This is a genomic window from Pseudomonas sp. P8_229, assembly GCF_034008635.1.
Classification (GTDB): Bacteria; Pseudomonadota; Gammaproteobacteria; order Pseudomonadales; family Pseudomonadaceae; genus Aquipseudomonas.
The window spans coordinates 933,898-949,389 of the sequence record NZ_CP125378.1; the positions used below are offsets into that span (position 1 = coordinate 933,898).

General features: G+C 61.3%; 17 protein-coding genes. 10 read left to right on the forward strand and 7 right to left on the reverse strand.

What is annotated here, in order from left to right; translation table 11 throughout:
• Window positions 1-31 precede the first annotated feature (31 nt).
• Both leuD and leuC read right to left on the reverse strand, forming a co-directional pair.
• Entirely contained in the window at window positions 32-646 is a 615-nt protein-coding gene (gene leuD, locus QMK55_RS04130) for a 3-isopropylmalate dehydratase small subunit (protein ID WP_102353964.1), read from the reverse strand.
• The gene (leuC, locus tag QMK55_RS04135) at window positions 643-2,061 is read right to left on the reverse strand and encodes a 3-isopropylmalate dehydratase large subunit (protein ID WP_102353965.1); all 1,419 of its coding nucleotides are present in this window, start codon (window positions 2,059-2,061) and stop codon (window positions 643-645) included. The genes leuD and leuC overlap by 4 nt, the downstream gene beginning before the upstream one ends.
• Window positions 2,062-2,469: 408 nt before the next feature.
• On the opposite strand from leuC, the gene QMK55_RS04140 reads away from it, so the two are divergent.
• Genes QMK55_RS04140 through QMK55_RS04175 form a run of 8 tightly spaced genes read left to right on the forward strand, consistent with a single transcriptional unit; the run spans window position 2,470 to window position 8,724 of the window.
• A complete protein-coding gene (locus QMK55_RS04140; RefSeq protein ID WP_320328716.1) occupies window positions 2,470-3,660 on the forward strand; it encodes a PepSY domain-containing protein in 1,191 nt (396 codons plus the stop codon).
• Entirely contained in the window at window positions 3,657-4,199 is a 543-nt protein-coding gene (locus tag QMK55_RS04145) for a thiamine pyrophosphate-binding protein (RefSeq protein WP_102353967.1), read from the forward strand. The genes QMK55_RS04140 and QMK55_RS04145 overlap by 4 nt, the downstream gene beginning before the upstream one ends.
• Window positions 4,196-4,537 carry a hypothetical protein gene (locus tag QMK55_RS04150; RefSeq protein ID WP_102353968.1) on the forward strand — a complete coding sequence of 114 codons (342 nt, stop codon included), beginning with the start codon at window positions 4,196-4,198 and terminating at the stop codon, window positions 4,535-4,537. Before QMK55_RS04145 ends, QMK55_RS04150 begins: the two co-directional genes overlap by 4 nt.
• Window positions 4,534-5,109, forward strand: a complete 576-nt coding sequence (locus tag QMK55_RS04155; RefSeq protein WP_320328717.1) for a DUF6162 family protein — start codon at window positions 4,534-4,536, stop codon at window positions 5,107-5,109. The genes QMK55_RS04150 and QMK55_RS04155 overlap by 4 nt, the downstream gene beginning before the upstream one ends.
• Before the next feature lie 35 nt (window positions 5,110-5,144).
• Window positions 5,145-6,074, forward strand: coding sequence for a metal ABC transporter substrate-binding protein (locus QMK55_RS04160; RefSeq protein WP_102353970.1), 930 nt, complete (start codon window positions 5,145-5,147; stop codon window positions 6,072-6,074).
• Window positions 6,071-6,919: a metal ABC transporter ATP-binding protein gene (locus QMK55_RS04165; RefSeq protein WP_320328718.1), complete on the forward strand. Its 849-nt coding sequence runs from the start codon at window positions 6,071-6,073 to the stop codon at window positions 6,917-6,919. The genes QMK55_RS04160 and QMK55_RS04165 overlap by 4 nt, the downstream gene beginning before the upstream one ends.
• Complete coding sequence (locus QMK55_RS04170; protein ID WP_102353972.1) at window positions 6,919-7,818, forward strand: metal ABC transporter permease; 900 nt, start codon at window positions 6,919-6,921, stop codon at window positions 7,816-7,818. Before QMK55_RS04165 ends, QMK55_RS04170 begins: the two co-directional genes overlap by 1 nt.
• Entirely contained in the window at window positions 7,819-8,724 is a 906-nt protein-coding gene (locus QMK55_RS04175; RefSeq protein WP_102353973.1) for a metal ABC transporter substrate-binding protein, read from the forward strand.
• Between the two features lie 186 nt (window positions 8,725-8,910).
• On the opposite strand, the gene QMK55_RS04180 is transcribed toward QMK55_RS04175, so the two are convergent.
• The 5 genes from QMK55_RS04180 to QMK55_RS04200 all read right to left on the reverse strand — a co-directional run bounded on the left by QMK55_RS04180 (window position 8,911) and on the right by QMK55_RS04200 (window position 13,475).
• Window positions 8,911-9,135, reverse strand: a complete 225-nt coding sequence (locus tag QMK55_RS04180; protein ID WP_016985437.1) for an MbtH family protein — start codon at window positions 9,133-9,135, stop codon at window positions 8,911-8,913.
• An 83-nt stretch (window positions 9,136-9,218) separates the two neighbouring features.
• Window positions 9,219-10,631, reverse strand: coding sequence for an aspartate aminotransferase family protein (locus QMK55_RS04185; RefSeq protein ID WP_320328719.1), 1,413 nt, complete (start codon window positions 10,629-10,631; stop codon window positions 9,219-9,221).
• Between the two features lie 143 nt (window positions 10,632-10,774).
• A complete protein-coding gene (locus QMK55_RS04190) occupies window positions 10,775-11,260 on the reverse strand; it encodes a GNAT family N-acetyltransferase (protein ID WP_102353975.1) in 486 nt (161 codons plus the stop codon).
• Between the two features lie 212 nt (window positions 11,261-11,472).
• Window positions 11,473-12,795 (reverse strand): ATP-binding protein, encoded by a 1,323-nt coding sequence (locus tag QMK55_RS04195; protein ID WP_102353976.1) that lies wholly within the window; start codon window positions 12,793-12,795, stop codon window positions 11,473-11,475.
• Window positions 12,795-13,475: a response regulator gene (locus QMK55_RS04200; RefSeq protein ID WP_102353977.1), complete on the reverse strand. Its 681-nt coding sequence runs from the start codon at window positions 13,473-13,475 to the stop codon at window positions 12,795-12,797. Before QMK55_RS04200 ends, QMK55_RS04195 begins: the two co-directional genes overlap by 1 nt.
• Before the next feature lie 409 nt (window positions 13,476-13,884).
• On the opposite strand from QMK55_RS04200, the gene QMK55_RS04205 reads away from it, so the two are divergent.
• Together QMK55_RS04205 and QMK55_RS04210 are read left to right on the forward strand one after the other, a co-directional pair.
• The gene (locus QMK55_RS04205; protein WP_102353978.1) at window positions 13,885-14,580 is read left to right on the forward strand and encodes a hypothetical protein; all 696 of its coding nucleotides are present in this window, start codon (window positions 13,885-13,887) and stop codon (window positions 14,578-14,580) included.
• A gap of 206 nt (window positions 14,581-14,786) precedes the next feature.
• A complete protein-coding gene (locus QMK55_RS04210; protein WP_320328720.1) occupies window positions 14,787-15,470 on the forward strand; it encodes a hypothetical protein in 684 nt (227 codons plus the stop codon).
• The last annotated feature ends 22 nt before the right edge of the window (window positions 15,471-15,492 follow it).

Genomic DNA, 15,492 nt, shown 5'->3' on the forward strand with positions numbered 1-15,492 from the left:
GAGCGAGCTTGCTCCCACAGGGTCAGGGGTGTCAGGTTAGCCAGGGGTTGGCAGCCAGGTGTTCGCTTTCGAACGCCTTGATCTGCTCGCGCCGCTGCAAGGTACTGCCAATCGCATCAAGGCCCAGCAACAGGGCGGTCTTGCGCAAGCCATCAATATGGAAACCCAGCGCTTCACCGTCCGCCAGACGAATCTGTTGAGCGTCCAGATCAATGCTGATCCGCGCACTTTCAGGCTGACTTACCAACCTGCCAATACGCTGCACCTGTGCCTCGTCCAGAGTGATCAGCAACACCCCGTTGCGCTGGCAGTTGTCGTAGAAGATCCCGGCGAAACTGCTGCCGATCAGCGCGCGAATGCCCATTTGCTGCAGCCCCCACACTGCGTGTTCACGGCTGGAGCCGCAGCCGAAATTCGGCCCGACCACGAGAAAACTCGCGCGCTGCCAGGCCGGCTGGTTCAATACGAACTCAGGGCTGGGCGTACCGTCGGCAAGAAAACGCAGGTCGAAAAACACCCCGCGATCCAGTCCACGACGATCAATGCCCTTGAGAAACTGCTTGGGCATGATCACGTCGGTGTCGACATTGGCCGCGAGCAGCGGCGCGGCCTGGCCGCTAACTTGAGTGAAGGGTTGCAGGCTCATGGGCGTTCTCCAAAGTGGCGGATGTCGGTCAGGTGGCCACTGATCGCGGCGGCGGCGACCATCGCTGGGCTCATCAGGTGGGTGCGCGCACCAGCACCCTGCCGGCCTTCGAAATTGCGGTTGGTGCTGGAGGCGCAACGGTCGCCGGGCGCGAGCACGTCATCGTTCATCGCCAGGCACATCGAGCAGCCGGACTGGCGCCATTCAAACCCGGCGTCGATGAAGATCTGCGCCAGACCTTCCGCTTCAGCCTGAGCACGGACCTCGCTGGAACCTGGCACGATCATCGCTCGCACATGCCCGGCCACCCGTCGCCCGCGCACGACACGGGCGGCATCGCGCAGGTCTTCGATCCGCGCGTTGGTGCAGGAACCAATGAACGCATGGCTGATGACGATATCGCGCAGCGCCATCCCCGGCTCCAGGCCCATGTAATGCAGGGCCCGGCGCATGTCCTGACGCAGAATCGGATCGTCGATGCCTTGCGGGTCCGGCACTTGCGCGCCGATCGCCGCCACCTGATCCGGGCTGGTGCCCCAAGTGACCATCGGTTCCAGCAGGCTGGCGTCGAGGTGTACTTCACGGTCGAACACGGCGTCGGGATCGCTGCGCAGTTCACGCCACTTCTGCAACCCGCGTTCCCAGAGTTCGCCCTGCGGTGCTCGGGGTTTGCCCTTGAGATAAGCAAAGACTTTTTCGTCCGGCGCCATGAACGCACCGCGCGCACCGGCCTCGACCGCCATGTTGCAAATGGTCATGCGCGCTTCGACGCTCAGCGCGTCGATGGTCGAACCGCAGAACTCGATAGCGTAACCGCTGGCACCGGACGCACCGATCTGGCCGATCAGCGCCATGATCACGTCCTTGGAGGTCAGGCCTGGCGCCAGCGCACCGTCGACAGTCACGCGCAGGCTTTTCAGGCGTTTGTAGACCAGGGTCTGCGAGGCCAGCAGGTGTTCGATCTCTGAGGTGCCGATGCCGAAACCGAACGCCCCCAGTGCACCGTAGGTGGTGGTGTGGCTATCGCCGGCGGCGATGACCATGCCCGGCAGAATGAAGCCTTGCTCCGGGGCGATCACATGCTCGATGCCCTGGCGCTTGTCGAGGACGTCCAGCAGTTCGATGCCGAAGTCCCGGCAGTTTTCCGCCAGATACGACACCTGCCGCGCACCGCCGGCATCGGGCATCGCCGCGACCCGCAGCGGCGTGGTCGGGTTGACGTGATCGACCACCGCCAACGCCGTGCCCGGTCGCCAGACCTCGCGCCCGGCGGCACGCAGACCGCTGAACGCCTGAGGGCTGGTGTATTCGTTGATCACCTGGCGATCGATATACAGCAGGACATGGCCCTGCTCGTCGAGACGGCACACGGTGTGCGAATCGATGTGTTTGTCGTAGAGGGTTCTGGGGCTCATCAAGGCGCTCGCTCAGGCTCGTTCGGTGATGTCCATCATAGGGAGCAGGTGGCGGCCATCAATTGGCAGGCAGTGAGCGCGGCGTTCATGAATCGTGTTCGATCTTCTGCACACCAATGAAACCCTGTGGGAGCGCGCCTGCTCGCGAAAACGTCGTGTCATTCGACGTCTTCATTGACTGAATCACCGCTATCGCGAGCAGGCGAAGGCCTACAGGGGGTTGGTGGTGACTAGGGGAAGTGCGAAACATTTACTTTCATATATGCCATCGGGATTTGCCCGGCTCATCCGTCCTATAGAGATGCAGGCCGCTCGCGTAGGCAACAGCCACGACCGCGCCTTTCGGGGACACCCGCGCTGCGAAGCCCGTAGCCACGTGCCCTCTCATCGAAATCAAGACGCGCAATCATGTCGAAGAAATCCCGTTCCAAACTGTGGTTCCTGGTGCATAGCTGGCTCGCGCTGCCGATCTGGTTTTTTGTCCTGATCGTGTGTGTCACCGGCACGCTGGCGGTGGTCAGCCAGGAAATCGTCTGGCTGGCCAACCCGCAGATGCGCGCCAGTCAGCCGGCGGACGACGCACCGCTGCTCAGTTACGAGCAAGTGCTGGCCGCGATCAAGAAGGCCGAACCGCAATTGCTGGTCGAAAGCATCAGCCGCCCTGACGAATCGCATTTCGCCCTCGACGTCGAGGTCAGCTACCCCGACGGCCGCGCGCAGACGGTGTACGTCAACCCTTACACCGGCGTGATCCAGGGCCCGGCGCCAGACTTCAACTTCAAGGCATTCACCCGTGCCCTGCACGGCTGGTGGCTGGTGCCGTTCACCAACGGTTTCAGCTGGGGCTGGTACCTGGTGTCGTTCCTCGGCCTGCCGATGCTCGCGTCGCTGGTCACCGGATTGGTGGTCTACAAACGCTTCTGGAAAGGCTTCTTCAAACCTACGCTGCGTTTTCGCCACGGCGCGCGTATTTTCTGGGGCGATTTCCATCGACTGAGCGGCATCTGGTCGATCTGGTTCATCGCGGTGATCTCCATCACCGGCACCTGGTTTCTGATCCAGGCCATTCTGGCCGACAATCAGGTGTCGATCACCACCGAGCCGATCATTCCCGCCATGTCCCGGGAAAGCGTTCCGATGTCGAGCAACGCCAGTCCTGTGCCACGGATCAGCCTCGATCGCGCGGTGCAGATCGCCGAACAGCACATCCCCGGGCTGGAAGTCAGCTTCATCAGCCTGCCGGGCAATGCCTACAGCCACCTGAGTGTCGGCGGTCGCGGCTGGTATCCGCTGATGTTCCAGACCGCCACGCTCAACCCTTACACCGGCGACATGGCCGCCACGCGATTGATCACTGACCGCTCCTCGCTGGAGTTCGTCACCGAGTCGATGCGTCCGTTGCACACCGGTGACTTCGGCGGCCTGTGGATCAAGCTGATCTGGTTCTTCTTCGGCCTGCTGCTGAGCATGATGGTGCTCAGCGGCCTGTTGATCTGGACCAAGCGCACCGCGCTGGCCACCGCCAACGCACTCAAGCGCGAGAATAAAAAGGTCCGCAGCACCCGCGTCAGCCGTGAACCGGCGGAGGTCAGCCTGTGAGCCAGTCCAACCGCATTGCCCAACCGTCCGCACTGCGCCGCTTCTGGCGCAAATGGCGCTTTCACCTGAACGCCTTGCTGCTGCTGATTCCGCTGGGCTTCATGCCCAAGTACTTCGCCGACGCCGCGCTGTTTCGCGGCGACATCGGCCTCGGCGAGCACGAGGTTGGCGAAGTGCAGGTCGGCCCGTGGAGCCTGCGCCTGGCCGAACTGCGTAACGAAGCGCCGCGCCTCAGTGGCCCCGCCGGTTACATGAAGGATTTCAATGCTGCCCTGTGCGACACCTGCGTCGAACAGGTCAAGGCCACCTACCTGCGCATCGGCAAACCCCGCAGCCTGCGCGCCGCCGGGGTGATCTTCTTCGGCACACCGTACCGCATGGGCGCGCAGTTGCCGGTAGCGGAAAAGACCCAGGCCGACGCCGAGCTGTGGATCACCATGGAAGGCTGGGACGGCAGCCTGCATCAAGCCTCGATTCCCCTGAGCCAGGCCTCCCCCGCCACCATTGCCTGGCTGAACAAACAAGGAGCCAAACCATGAACCGCGTTCAACGCCCCTCCCGCCTGCGGTTGCGCGCCGCGTTGCTGCTGTTGTGCAGCGGTTTCAGCGCCGGCGCCCTGGCCCACAACCCGATGTGCGAATGCAAGGCCGTCGATGCCGAGCAGATCAAATGCACCGGTGGTTTTTCCGACGGCAGCGGTGCCCCCGGGGTGACCCTGGACGTTATCGGCTACGACGAAACCATTCTGGTGCCGGGCAAGCTCGGCGCCGACTCGAGCCTGACCTTCAAGAAACCGGCGGCCGAGTTCTACGTGCTGTTCGACGCCGGCCCCGGCCACGTCGTGGAAATCGACCAAGCGGACATCGAAGCCCCATGAGTACGCCCACCACGCAAGTCGTCCGCCCGGCCGGTGCCGGCCATGAAACCCTCAATATCCTGCTGCTGTGCCTGCTGATCCTCGCGGTTGCCGGGTCGGTGGTGGCGTGGCGCGGGGTGTCCCATGAACCGCAGCCGGTTGCCAGCCATCAGCTCGATGCCCGGCGCGACCTCAGCGCCGCCGAACAAGGCATCTACGCCGACCTGCGGGTGACCCTCGACGAAATCCGCCTGTTGCGCGAAGAGCAGCAAATCCTGCCGACGCCACAGACCCTGGCCGACGAAGGTTTCGCCCCGTTTGCCGAGGACGCCAGCTCGGTCAGCCGTGGCGGACATGCCTGGCAGTTGCTGGCGGATACCGCCTATTTCGGCCACAGCCAGTCGTCCGCCGTGGCCGGATCGTTCGTGATGCTGCTGAGCGCCGATGCCAATGCCGCGCCGGACATCTGGCTCAACCGCGCCGCCGATCTGCAGACGCCCGCCGAACTGACCGACGCCGCGCTGTCGGCCGCAGGCTGGAAGCAGATCGTCGCGCAATTCGATGCCGGCGTGACCCGCGAGCATCGCCACTGAACCTTCGCCTTCACCCCAGAGAAGACCGCTTGCCCATGTCTATTTCATCGCCTCGCCGTCCCTTCCTGCGCTTGCTGCTGGCTGGCCTTTGCGCCTGTCTGCTGAGCCCGCTGGTCAGCGCCGATCCAGCCAAACGCCTGCGCATCGGCATCACCCTGCACCCGTATTACAGCTATGTGGCGAACATCGTCGGCGACAAGGCCGACGTGGTGCCGCTGATTCCCGCCGGCTTCAACCCGCACGCCTACGAGCCACGGGCCGAAGACATCAAACGCATCAGCGGGCTCGACGTGATCGTGCTCAACGGGGTCGGCCATGACGACTTCGCCGACCGGATGATCGCCGCCAGCGAAACGCCGAACATCAAGACCATCGAAGCCAACGAGAATGTGCCGCTGCTGGCGGCCACCGGTACCGCCGCGCGTGGTGCCGGCAAAGTGGTCAACCCGCACACCTTCCTGTCGATCAGTGCCTCGATTGCCCAGGTCAACAACATCGCCCGCGAGCTGGGCAAACTCGACCCGGACAACGCCAGGACTTACACGCAGAACGCCCGTGCCTACGGCAAACGCCTGCGGCAGATGCGCGCCGATGCCCTGGCGAAACTGACCCAGGCCCCCAACGCCGAACTGCGTGTGGCCACGGTACACGCGGCGTACGACTATCTGCTGCGCGAATTCGGCCTGGAAGTCACCGCCGTGGTCGAGCCAGCCCATGGCATCGAACCCAGCCCGAGCCAGTTGAAAAAGACCATCGACCAACTGCGCGAACTCGACGTGAAGGTGATCTTCTCCGAGATGGACTTCCCGTCCACCTACGTCGAAACCATTCAGCGTGAATCGGGCGTGAAGCTGTACCCGCTGTCGCACATCTCTTACGGCGAATACAGCGCCGACAAATACGAAAAGGAAATGACCGGCAACCTCAACACCGTGGTGCGGGCGATTCAGGAGTCCGGGGCATGATGGTAAAAGAAACCCTCTCTGACACCCCCCAATCCCCTGTGGGAGCGAGCCTGCTCGCGAAAGCGCCTGGCCACTCAACCACATCGTTGAATGACACACCGCCATCGCGAGCAGGCGAAGGCCTACAAAGGGTGAGCGGGCCGACACTGGATTTTGCGCAGGTCAGCCTGACGCTTGGACGCACGACGATTCTCGACCACGTCAGCTTCCAGGTTCAGCCCGGCCACGTGCACGCACTGGTCGGCCCCAACGGCGGCGGCAAGAGTTCGCTGATCAAGACTTTGCTCGGGCAGATGCCGCATCAAGGTCAACTGAGCCTGCACTGGCCCGGTGAGCCCGGCACCATCGGTTACGTGCCGCAGGCGCTGGAGTTCGATCGCGGCCTGCCGATGACCGTCGACGATTTCATGGCCGCCATGTGCCAGCGCCGTCCGGCGTTTCTTGGCCTGAGCAAACACTACGCCAAGGCCATCGGCGAAGCGCTGGAACGGGTCGGCATGCAGGACAAACGCAAGCGGCGCATGGGCGCGCTGTCCGGCGGTGAGCGGCAACGCGTGCTGCTCGCCCAGGGACTGATTCCGCCGCCGCAACTGCTGGTGCTGGATGAGCCAATGTCGGCGCTCGACGAAGCCGGGATTCAGGTGTTCGAACGCCTGCTCGGCGACTGGCGCGCTGCCGGCATCACGGTGCTGTGGATCGAGCACGATCTGGAAGCGGTCAAGCGCCTGGCCGATCGGGTCACCGGCCTCAACCGTCGCGTGCTGTTCGACGCCACGCCGCAACAGGCGCTGACCCCGGAGCGGCTGCTGACGTTGTTTTCGACGCATCCACGGAGCGCTGTCTGATGAGTTACGAAGCCTTTCGTTTGATGGTTCAGGGCTGGGCCTCCTCCGGTTATCTGCCGGAAGCGCTGGCCTATGGTTTTGTCGTGAATGCACTGCTCGCCGGCCTGTTGATCGGCCCGGTGCTCGGCGGCCTCGGCACACTGGTGGTGGTCAAGCGTTTCGCGTTTTTCTCCGAAGCGGTCGGTCACGCGGCGCTGACCGGCGTGGCCATCGGCATTCTGCTCGGCGAGCCCTACACCGGGCCGTACGGCAGCCTGTTCGGCTACTGTCTGTTGTTCGGCATCCTGCTCAACTACTTGCGCAACCGCACCGGTCTGGCGCCGGATACGCTGATTGGCGTGTTTCTCTCGGTGTCGCTGGCGTTGGGGGCGAGCCTGCTGCTGATTCTGGCCGGCAAGATCAACGTGCACATTCTGGAGAACGTGCTGTTCGGTTCAGTGCTGACGGTCAACGGCAACGACCTGCTGGTGCTGGCGATCGTCGGTTCGCTGGTCATGGCCCTGGCGCTGCCGCTGTACAACCGCATCATGCTCGCCAGTTTCAATCCGCAACTGGCGGCGGTGCGTGGCGTCGCGGTGAAGACCCTGGACTACCTGTTCGTGATTCTGGTGACGCTGATCACCGTCGCGGCAGTGAAGGTCATCGGCGCGATTCTGGTCGGCGCGCTGCTGGTGATTCCGGCAGCGGCGGCGCGCTTGCTCAGCCAGTCGCTGAAGGGCTTTTTCTGGTGTTCGGTGCTGATTGCCACCGTCAGCACCTTGTGCGGAATTCTCGCCCCGATCATCTTCGATCTGCCGATTCCGTCCGGCGCCGCGATCATTCTGGTCGCCGGCATTGCCTTCGCCCTCGCCGCGATTGCGCGCGGGGTTGTTCCGAGTCTGAAAGGGAACCTTGGATAAATGGCTTTCTCATTGCGCAAACTGACCCTGGCCATGGCCCTGTGCGGCGTGGTCTGCAGCCCGTTGCTGGCGGCTGAAAACCCTAAACCGCTGCGCGTACTGGCCTCGTTGCCCATCACCTATGGCCTGGGCGAAGTGCTGCTCAAAGGCACTGACGTCAGCCTCGAACGCGCGGCTCCGGCGAATCTGCCGGGCAGCCGCCAGACCGCGTATTTCACCGGTCGCGGTGCGCCGGCACTGGGCAAGCTGGCCTCCGGCGCCGATGCAGTGATCGGCGTACGCTCGCTGTGGGCCGACGATCCGCTGTACCCGATTGCGAGGCGCAGCAACATTCGCATTGTCGAGGTCGACGCGGCGCGTCCAGTGGATGGCGCCCTGCCCGGGATTGCCGTGCAACCGGGAATCAAGGTCGATGGCTTGAACAGTCAGCCATGGCTGGCGAGCAACAACATGGGGCGCATGGCCGACGTGATGGCGGCGGATCTGGTGCGCCTGGCGCCGTCCGCCAAACCGAAAATCGAGGCCAACCTGGCGGCATTGAAACAGCGCTTGCTCAGGCTCAGTGCCGACAGCGAAGCGCGTCTGGCCGAGGCCGACAACCTGAGCGTGATGAGCCTTAGCGATCACTTCGGTTACCTGATCGGCAGCCTGAATCTGGAGCTGATCGGCGAGGATCCACGACCGGATGCCGAATGGACTCCGGAGGATCTGCAGAAACTCACGGCGACGCTCAAGGACAACGACGTGGCGCTGGTGCTGCATCATCGTCAGCCATCGGAAGCGGTGAAAGCGGCGATTGCCGAGTCGGGGAGTCGCTTGCTGGTGTTGAGTACCGATGCCGAGGATCCGGTGGCGGAGCTGGAGGGGAATGTGGATTTGCTGCTCAAGGGGCTGAGCGGGGCGTAGTTTCAGTTGCACCGCGTTATCGCTCTTCGCGAGCAGGCTCGCTCCCACACTGGATCTGTGTCACTCATAAATCCCCTGTGGGATCGAGCCTGCTCGCGAAGAGGCCCGCCAAAACACCACAAATGCCGGCCATGAAAAAACCCGCTGACTGTCACCAGTCCAGCGGGTTTCTTTTTGGCCGACGAGTTACTGAGCAGCCGCCTGCCCTTCCATCTTCTGGCGCAGGCTCAGCGGACGCATGTCGGTCCAGACTTCCTCGATGTAGGCCAGACATTCCTTTTTCAGGCCGCTCTTGCCCACGGTGCGCCAGCCTTGCGGCACGGCTTTGTAATCCGGCCAGATCGAATATTGCTCTTCGTGGTTGACCACGACCTGAAAGAGGATGTCCTCGCGGTCGAATACTGACGTCATGCTGGTTCTCCATCACAGTAGGGGTGGGCTGCACACGGGGTGCAGCCGGGTATGTAGAAAGAACGTTGGGCGCTGAGAAAAATTTACCCGGCGGCCGTGGCGGCGGCCAAGGCACGGCCGAAGATCTCGGCAACGCGGTCGATTTCCGCAGCGCTGATCACCAGTGGCGGCAGGAAACGCACCACCGCGCCATGGCGGCCGCCCAGCTCCAGAATCAGCCCGCGCTTGAGGCATTCGCGCTGCACCAGCGGTGCCAGGCGGGCGAAGGCCGGCGGATGGCCGAGGGCATCCGGCGTACCGTTCGGGTCCACCAGTTCGACACCGAGCATCAAGCCGCGACCACGAATGTCGCCCAGTTGCGGGAAGTCTCGTTGCAGGATGCGCAGGTGTTCGCTCAGACGCTCGCCCATGGCGGCAGCGTGTTCGCAGACCTTGTGCTCAAGCAGATAACGCATCACCGCAGAACCGGCGGCCATTGCCATCTGATTGCCACGGAAGGTGCCGGCATGGGCGCCCGGTTGCCAGGTGTCGAGCCAGTCGCGATAGATCACCACCGCCAATGGCAGACTGCCGCCGATGGCTTTGGACAGCACCACCACGTCCGGGATGATGTCGGCATGTTCGAAGGCAAACATTTTGCCGGTGCGGGCGAAACCACTCTGGATCTCGTCCACGATCAGCGCCACACCAGCCTTCTCGGTGATCCGACGCAAGCCGCGCAGCCACTCGATGTCGGCCGGAATCACCCCGCCCTCGCCCTGCACCGCCTCGACAATCACCGCCGCCGGCAACTGCACCCCGGCTTCGGGGTCATTGAGCAGGTTTTCCAGATAACTCAGGTTGGCTTTCACCCCGGCCGCGCCGCCAAGGCCGAACGGGCAGCGGTAGTCATACGGGAACGGCATGAACTGCACGCCATTGCTGAGCAAGGCCCCCAGCGGCTTCTTCGGCCCCAGGCTGCCCATCAGGCTCAACGCACCCTGGCTCATGCCGTGATAACCGCCGGAGAATGACAGCACGGTGCTGCGCCCGGTGGCGGTGCGCACCAGTTTCAACGCGGCTTCCACCGCATCGGTGCCGGTCGGGCCGCAGAACTGGATCTTCGCCTCGGCCGCCAGCGCTGGCGGCAGCAAGCCGAACAGGTCCTGGACGAATTGATCCTTGACCGGTGTGGTCAGGTCGAGGGTGTGCAGCGGCAACTCATCGGCAAGCACTTGCTGGATCGCCTCGATCACCACCGGGTGGTTGTGCCCCAAGGCCAAGGTGCCGGCACCGGCCAGGCAATCGATGAAGCTACGGCCTTCAACGTCTTCGACATACAGGCCCTTGGCGCGCTTGAGCGCCAGCGGAATGCGTCGCGGGTAACTGCGGGCATTGGACTCCTGCTGGCTCTGACGGGCCAGCAGTGGCGATTCGTTGAACTGATACAGGGTTTCTGCCGGCGCGGAGGCAATCCGGGCCGACGGCTCTTCGATAAGGCTGGTGGCGACTGACATCTCTCGACCCCTCAATACGCTATGGATAGTGACCAAAACAGCACACCGCACAGGTGCGCGTTCCGGTCGCGGGGCGCACATGCAGGTTTTCCTGTTCTGGAAACGCTTAAGCGGGGCGAGGATTTAGACCCTTGATCGAGTTGTCAGTCGGGCAATGGCAACGGTTTGTGCATCGCCACGCGCTGCAAGCCCTGATCGATGAAGGTTGGCGCCGATTCGCGGTAGCCCAGATGCCGATAAAAAGCCGCACCGGTGCGTGTACTGACGATGCTCACCTGCGGCACTGCGCGAATCCGCAACCAGCCTTCCAGGTCCATCATCAGCGCCCGCCCCGCGCCACGGCGAAACCATTCCGGTTGCACATGACAAAAACCGATGTCCCCGCTGGCCGTGGCCATCCCGACACCTACCGGTTTGTCCTGTAACAACGCGATATTCAGGTAGCAATGCGAGTCGGCAAGCCGAGCGCTGATGAAGTCGGAGGATTGCCGGGCGATCCAGCGGTTGACCAATTGTGGGTCATTGCGATGTTCGAGCGCACAACCGAGACGGATCGAACGCTCGATGATGCGGCTGATGATGCCGGCGTCGGCGGGTTTCGCCGGGCAGATACAGATTGCTGCTTCCATGCTGCGGTCCCTCAATCCATTGAGTCAGAGCAGTCCCGACCATAACGCCGGGACTGGCGAATGACTAATGCACAGACGTTACATTTGATGTGCCACACCCACGGATCCACTTTAGGAGTGAGCCTGCTCGCGATAGCGTCGTGCCGGTCGACATCTTCATCGGCTGAATCACCGCTATCGCGAGCAGGCTCACTCCTACAGGATTTGTGGTGTTACATGGACTGCAGCGGCATGGTCAGCTCGACGCGCAGCCCATCCGGGCGGCTGTCGAAATGCAGAGTGCAGGCGCAACGCTGGACGATGGCCTGGACAATCGCCAGGCCGAGGCCGCAGCCGGTGCTCTGGCCGTTGCGCCAGAAGCGTTGGGTCAGGTGCTGCAGATCTTCTGCGGCAATCCCCGGGCCATGGTCGCGCACCACAAAATGTGCGCGCTGACCGACGGTTTCCAGACTCAGCTCCACCTCAGCGTCCGCCGGGGTATGGCGCAGGGCGTTGTCGAGCAGATTGCGCAGCGCGGCAATCGACAGCACCGCCGGCATTTGCACCGGCGCGCTGGACAGCGGCGTCGGCAATTGCAGTTTGATGCGCTGGCGCTCGCCACCGGCCGCATCCTGCATCGCCAGTTTCGCCACCTGCTCGGCGCTGCACTGCACGCCATCGTCAAACGACAGGCTGCCCTCGACCCGCGCCAGCAACAACAGTTGCTCCAACGTGCGGTGCATGCGGTCGGCGCCCTCTTCGGCCCGGGCCAGCGACTGATCGCGGGCACTGCCCTCGGTCATGCGCGCCACTTGCAGGTGGGTCTTGATCGCCGTCAGCGGGCTGCGCAGTTCATGGGCGGCGTCACCGGTCAGCCGGCGTTCACGTTCGATGGTCTTGCCGATGCGCTGAAACAACTGGTTCTGGGTGTCGAGCAGCGGTTTCAGTTCGCTGGGAAACGACTGCAGTTGCAGCGGCTCCAGCGAGTCGGCGTTACGCCGCATCAAGGCTTCGCGCAGCCGATTGAGCGGTGCCAGGCCCTGACCGATGCCCAGCCACAACAGGCACAGACAACCGAGCAACGCCACGCCGACCGGCACCGAGGCCGCCAGCAGAATCGACATGTTCAGGGCTTCGCGTTCGATCTGCCGGTCGGCGGTGGTGATGCGCACGTCACCGCGCGCGAGGGTGAAACTGCGCCACGGTGCGCCGTCGATCATTTGGTCGTGGAAGCCCATTTTCTCGGCTTCCAGGGTTTGCTCGGGACTGCTGTGGCTGCGGGCCAGAATCTCCCCGCGCAACGAACTGACCTGACAGGCCATGCCACCGGGAATGTTCAACTGTTCGGCACTGAAATGCGTGCCTTCGCCCTTGCTCGGCAACGCCGGCAGTTGCTCGAGCAACCCGGCGACCATGCGCGCCGACGCCACCAGCCGCTGGTCGAGGGAAAACATCATCTGATTGCGCAAGTCGCTGAGCATCCAGGCCGCAGCCAAAGCCCAGATCAGGGCGAACGCGGCGCCGAGGGTCAGACTCAGGCGCAGACGCAGACTCATCACTTCTGTGGCTCTCCACCATCGGCCGGCCCGAGGCGATAACCCAGACCGCGCACGGTTTCAACAATTCCCTTGCCGAGCTTGCTGCGCAGGTGATGGATATGCACGTTCAGGGCGTTGCTCTCCAGTTCGTCATTGAAGCCATAGACGCTGTCTTTCAATTGCTCGGTGGACAGCACCCGGCCACGGTTGTGCAGCAGCGCCTGCAACAACGATTGCTCGCGCCGCGACAGGTCCACCGGTTGCCCGGCGAGCATCGTTTCACGGCTGCTCGGATCGTAGGTCAGTGCGCCGTGTTCGATCAGGTTGACGCTGCGTCCGGCAACCCGGCGCAACAAGGTTTGCAGACGAGCGAACAGTTCGCGCAGATCGAACGGTTTGAGCAGGTAATCGTCAGCCCCCGCCTGCAAACCATCGACCCGGTCAGTCACCGAGTCCCGCGCGGTCAGAATCAGCACCGGAATTTCCAGGCCCTGCTGCCGTAACTGTTGCAGCAACTTGAGGCCATCTTCGTCGGGCAGGCCAAGATCGAGCACCATCACGTCGAATTCGGCGACCTTGAGCATCGCCCGCGCTTTCGAAGCCGTATTGACGTGTTCGACGGTCAGGCCTTGAGCGGTGAGGCCAGCGACGATGCCACTGGCGATCAACTCATCGTCTTCGCAAACCAGTACGTGCATGTGAGCTCCATGAGCAAAAACGCGATTCAAGCAACCGAAGATTAAGCCGCAATTATGCCAAGTGTACCAACTCACGAGAAGCGCGATGCGACGCTGCACACGGTAGCAGCCTGCCAGGCAAATAGCCCGGGCGCCTGCCCGCCTGCCAGTCTTATTAACAATAGCGACGACGCAACTTTCAAATTGAAACACACCGGGCATATTAAAAAACAAACTTAACAACTAGCATCAACCCGACCAAACAATCAAAGGCAAACAAAAACCAACAGACCGACAATCAAACCAGAGAACAAAAACACAGCAACTCATTAATACTTCACCCCATCGCATCGCGTGCACCCTGAACAAACCAGGTCGCACGCGATCAGCAACAACTCTTTCTCAAAACAACCATTCAAAGGATTGAACAATGTCTCGCTTAGGAAATGTCGTCACGGTTGACTGGCGCTCTGGCAAAGACCAGATCTACTTCTTCTTCAAGGACTACAACATTTATTCACGCTTCAGCATCCCTGACAATGAAGTACCCAGAAACTACCCGCGGGAGGTATCCGGTAACTGGAGCAACTTCCATAACGCCTACGATCTGCGTTTTGGCTTCACCACCACTGGATTCGACACTGAAGAATTTGACGGTGACATTTTGTGGCTGTTCCATTACCACGAGGATCGATTCACTCCCTGCGTCAGCAAATATGATCAGGACAATGATCACTGCATCAGCACTGTTCCAGTTAGTGAATCACGATGGAAACAACTGACGCCCTACTTCGACCGGATCGTTGCCGGCACATGGTGGCAAACCATTCCGGGGCGAGCGCACTTGTTCCGCTTCCTGCTGGACAATGGAAAGGCGCTCAAGCTTGATTTCGGCTATGAAACACTTATCGAAGAACCCATTGATGATGAAACATGGCCAGGGTTGGCCAAGTATCAAGACCGGATCATGACCGCTGCGCAAAACGATCGTACTTTTGCCGACAGTTACTGGTATCTGTTTTTGAATAAGGATGAATATATCCGCTACAACATCCAGGAAAACCGTGTTGTATCCGAACCGATAAAAATCGATAACGAAAGCTGGCCCGGACTGTTGCGCTATTGAAAATTCGCGACCTGAAACACACAGACGATCAGGTTCAAGCCACCACCATGCCAGGACCACAACCGACTTGACAGAGGTACCCACGCTGTCCCACACAAACTAGAAACAGCTAACAAATTACAAAAAAGCAGACATAAAACACACGACTTTTACAAACACAAAACAAACATTCAAAAAACCGAAAAAACAATGGAAGAATCGTATAAATGAGCATTACAAAAAACTTCGTTGCTGTTGACTGGCGCACCGGCCACGACCGCATTTATTTCTTTTTCCCCGAGAAAAACAACTATTCCCGTTTCGACTTCGAGGATGACAAAGTACTTTCCGGTTTCCCCAAGCCGGTGGATGGCAAATGGGCAGGCTTCGACAAGACTGCTGCCGACTTGCGCTTTGGCTTTACCACGACGAGCGCCAGTTGGAACGGCGGTGTCGACACGCTCTGGCTGTTCTACGACGAAGGAGCAACGCCATCCGTTTGTGAGTTCAGCCAACAAGCCGACAAGGCGCTCTCCAAAACCCCCATCGCAAAATCAAAGTGGGAAAAACTATTGCCTTACTACTACAAAATAGTTGGCGTAATGTGGAGTGAAAACACTGCACAAAGGGAGAGCTACTGGTTATTGTTGAATGACGGAAATTACCTGATCTACGAAACATACTCCAACACCTTGGAAGTACTACCTCTAAAAGGTTCGTCCTGGGCACCACTGGAAGAATATAAAGACAAAATGATGACGGCCGTCACCAACGACTACCCGACACTTGATACTTACTTTTACGTTTTCCTGAACGACAACCGCTACCTGCGTTATGAGCAGGGCGCGAAAAAAGTATTTGGCCCGTATACAATCTCCGAATCCACCTGGCCCGGGCTGCTGAAGGACTGAGCCACTCGCAGGCACCAGTGAA

What these genes read in the sequence shown, in the direction of transcription:
- QMK55_RS04190 (WP_102353975.1), bottom strand. Translation starts at nt 11,260, where the DNA reads ATGGAAGCAGCAATCTGTATCTGCCCGGCGAAACCCGCCGACGCCGGC.
- QMK55_RS04200 (WP_102353977.1), bottom strand. Translation starts at nt 13,475, where the DNA reads ATGCACGTACTGGTTTGCGAAGACGATGAGTTGATCGCCAGTGGCATC.
- QMK55_RS04155 (WP_320328717.1), top strand. Translation starts at nt 4,534, where the DNA reads ATGAGTACGCCCACCACGCAAGTCGTCCGCCCGGCCGGTGCCGGCCAT.
- QMK55_RS04165 (WP_320328718.1), top strand. Translation starts at nt 6,071, where the DNA reads ATGATGGTAAAAGAAACCCTCTCTGACACCCCCCAATCCCCTGTGGGA.
- QMK55_RS04170 (WP_102353972.1), top strand. Translation starts at nt 6,919, where the DNA reads ATGAGTTACGAAGCCTTTCGTTTGATGGTTCAGGGCTGGGCCTCCTCC.
- QMK55_RS04195 (WP_102353976.1), bottom strand. Translation starts at nt 12,795, where the DNA reads ATGAGTCTGCGTCTGCGCCTGAGTCTGACCCTCGGCGCCGCGTTCGCC.
- QMK55_RS04180 (WP_016985437.1), bottom strand. Translation starts at nt 9,135, where the DNA reads ATGACGTCAGTATTCGACCGCGAGGACATCCTCTTTCAGGTCGTGGTC.
- QMK55_RS04175 (WP_102353973.1), top strand. Translation starts at nt 7,819, where the DNA reads ATGGCTTTCTCATTGCGCAAACTGACCCTGGCCATGGCCCTGTGCGGC.
- QMK55_RS04150 (WP_102353968.1), top strand. Translation starts at nt 4,196, where the DNA reads ATGAACCGCGTTCAACGCCCCTCCCGCCTGCGGTTGCGCGCCGCGTTG.
- leuD (WP_102353964.1), bottom strand. Translation starts at nt 646, where the DNA reads ATGAGCCTGCAACCCTTCACTCAAGTTAGCGGCCAGGCCGCGCCGCTG.
- QMK55_RS04210 (WP_320328720.1), top strand. Translation starts at nt 14,787, where the DNA reads ATGAGCATTACAAAAAACTTCGTTGCTGTTGACTGGCGCACCGGCCAC.
- leuC (WP_102353965.1), bottom strand. Translation starts at nt 2,061, where the DNA reads ATGAGCCCCAGAACCCTCTACGACAAACACATCGATTCGCACACCGTG.
- QMK55_RS04160 (WP_102353970.1), top strand. Translation starts at nt 5,145, where the DNA reads ATGTCTATTTCATCGCCTCGCCGTCCCTTCCTGCGCTTGCTGCTGGCT.
- QMK55_RS04185 (WP_320328719.1), bottom strand. Translation starts at nt 10,631, where the DNA reads ATGTCAGTCGCCACCAGCCTTATCGAAGAGCCGTCGGCCCGGATTGCC.
- QMK55_RS04205 (WP_102353978.1), top strand. Translation starts at nt 13,885, where the DNA reads ATGTCTCGCTTAGGAAATGTCGTCACGGTTGACTGGCGCTCTGGCAAA.
- QMK55_RS04140 (WP_320328716.1), top strand. Translation starts at nt 2,470, where the DNA reads ATGTCGAAGAAATCCCGTTCCAAACTGTGGTTCCTGGTGCATAGCTGG.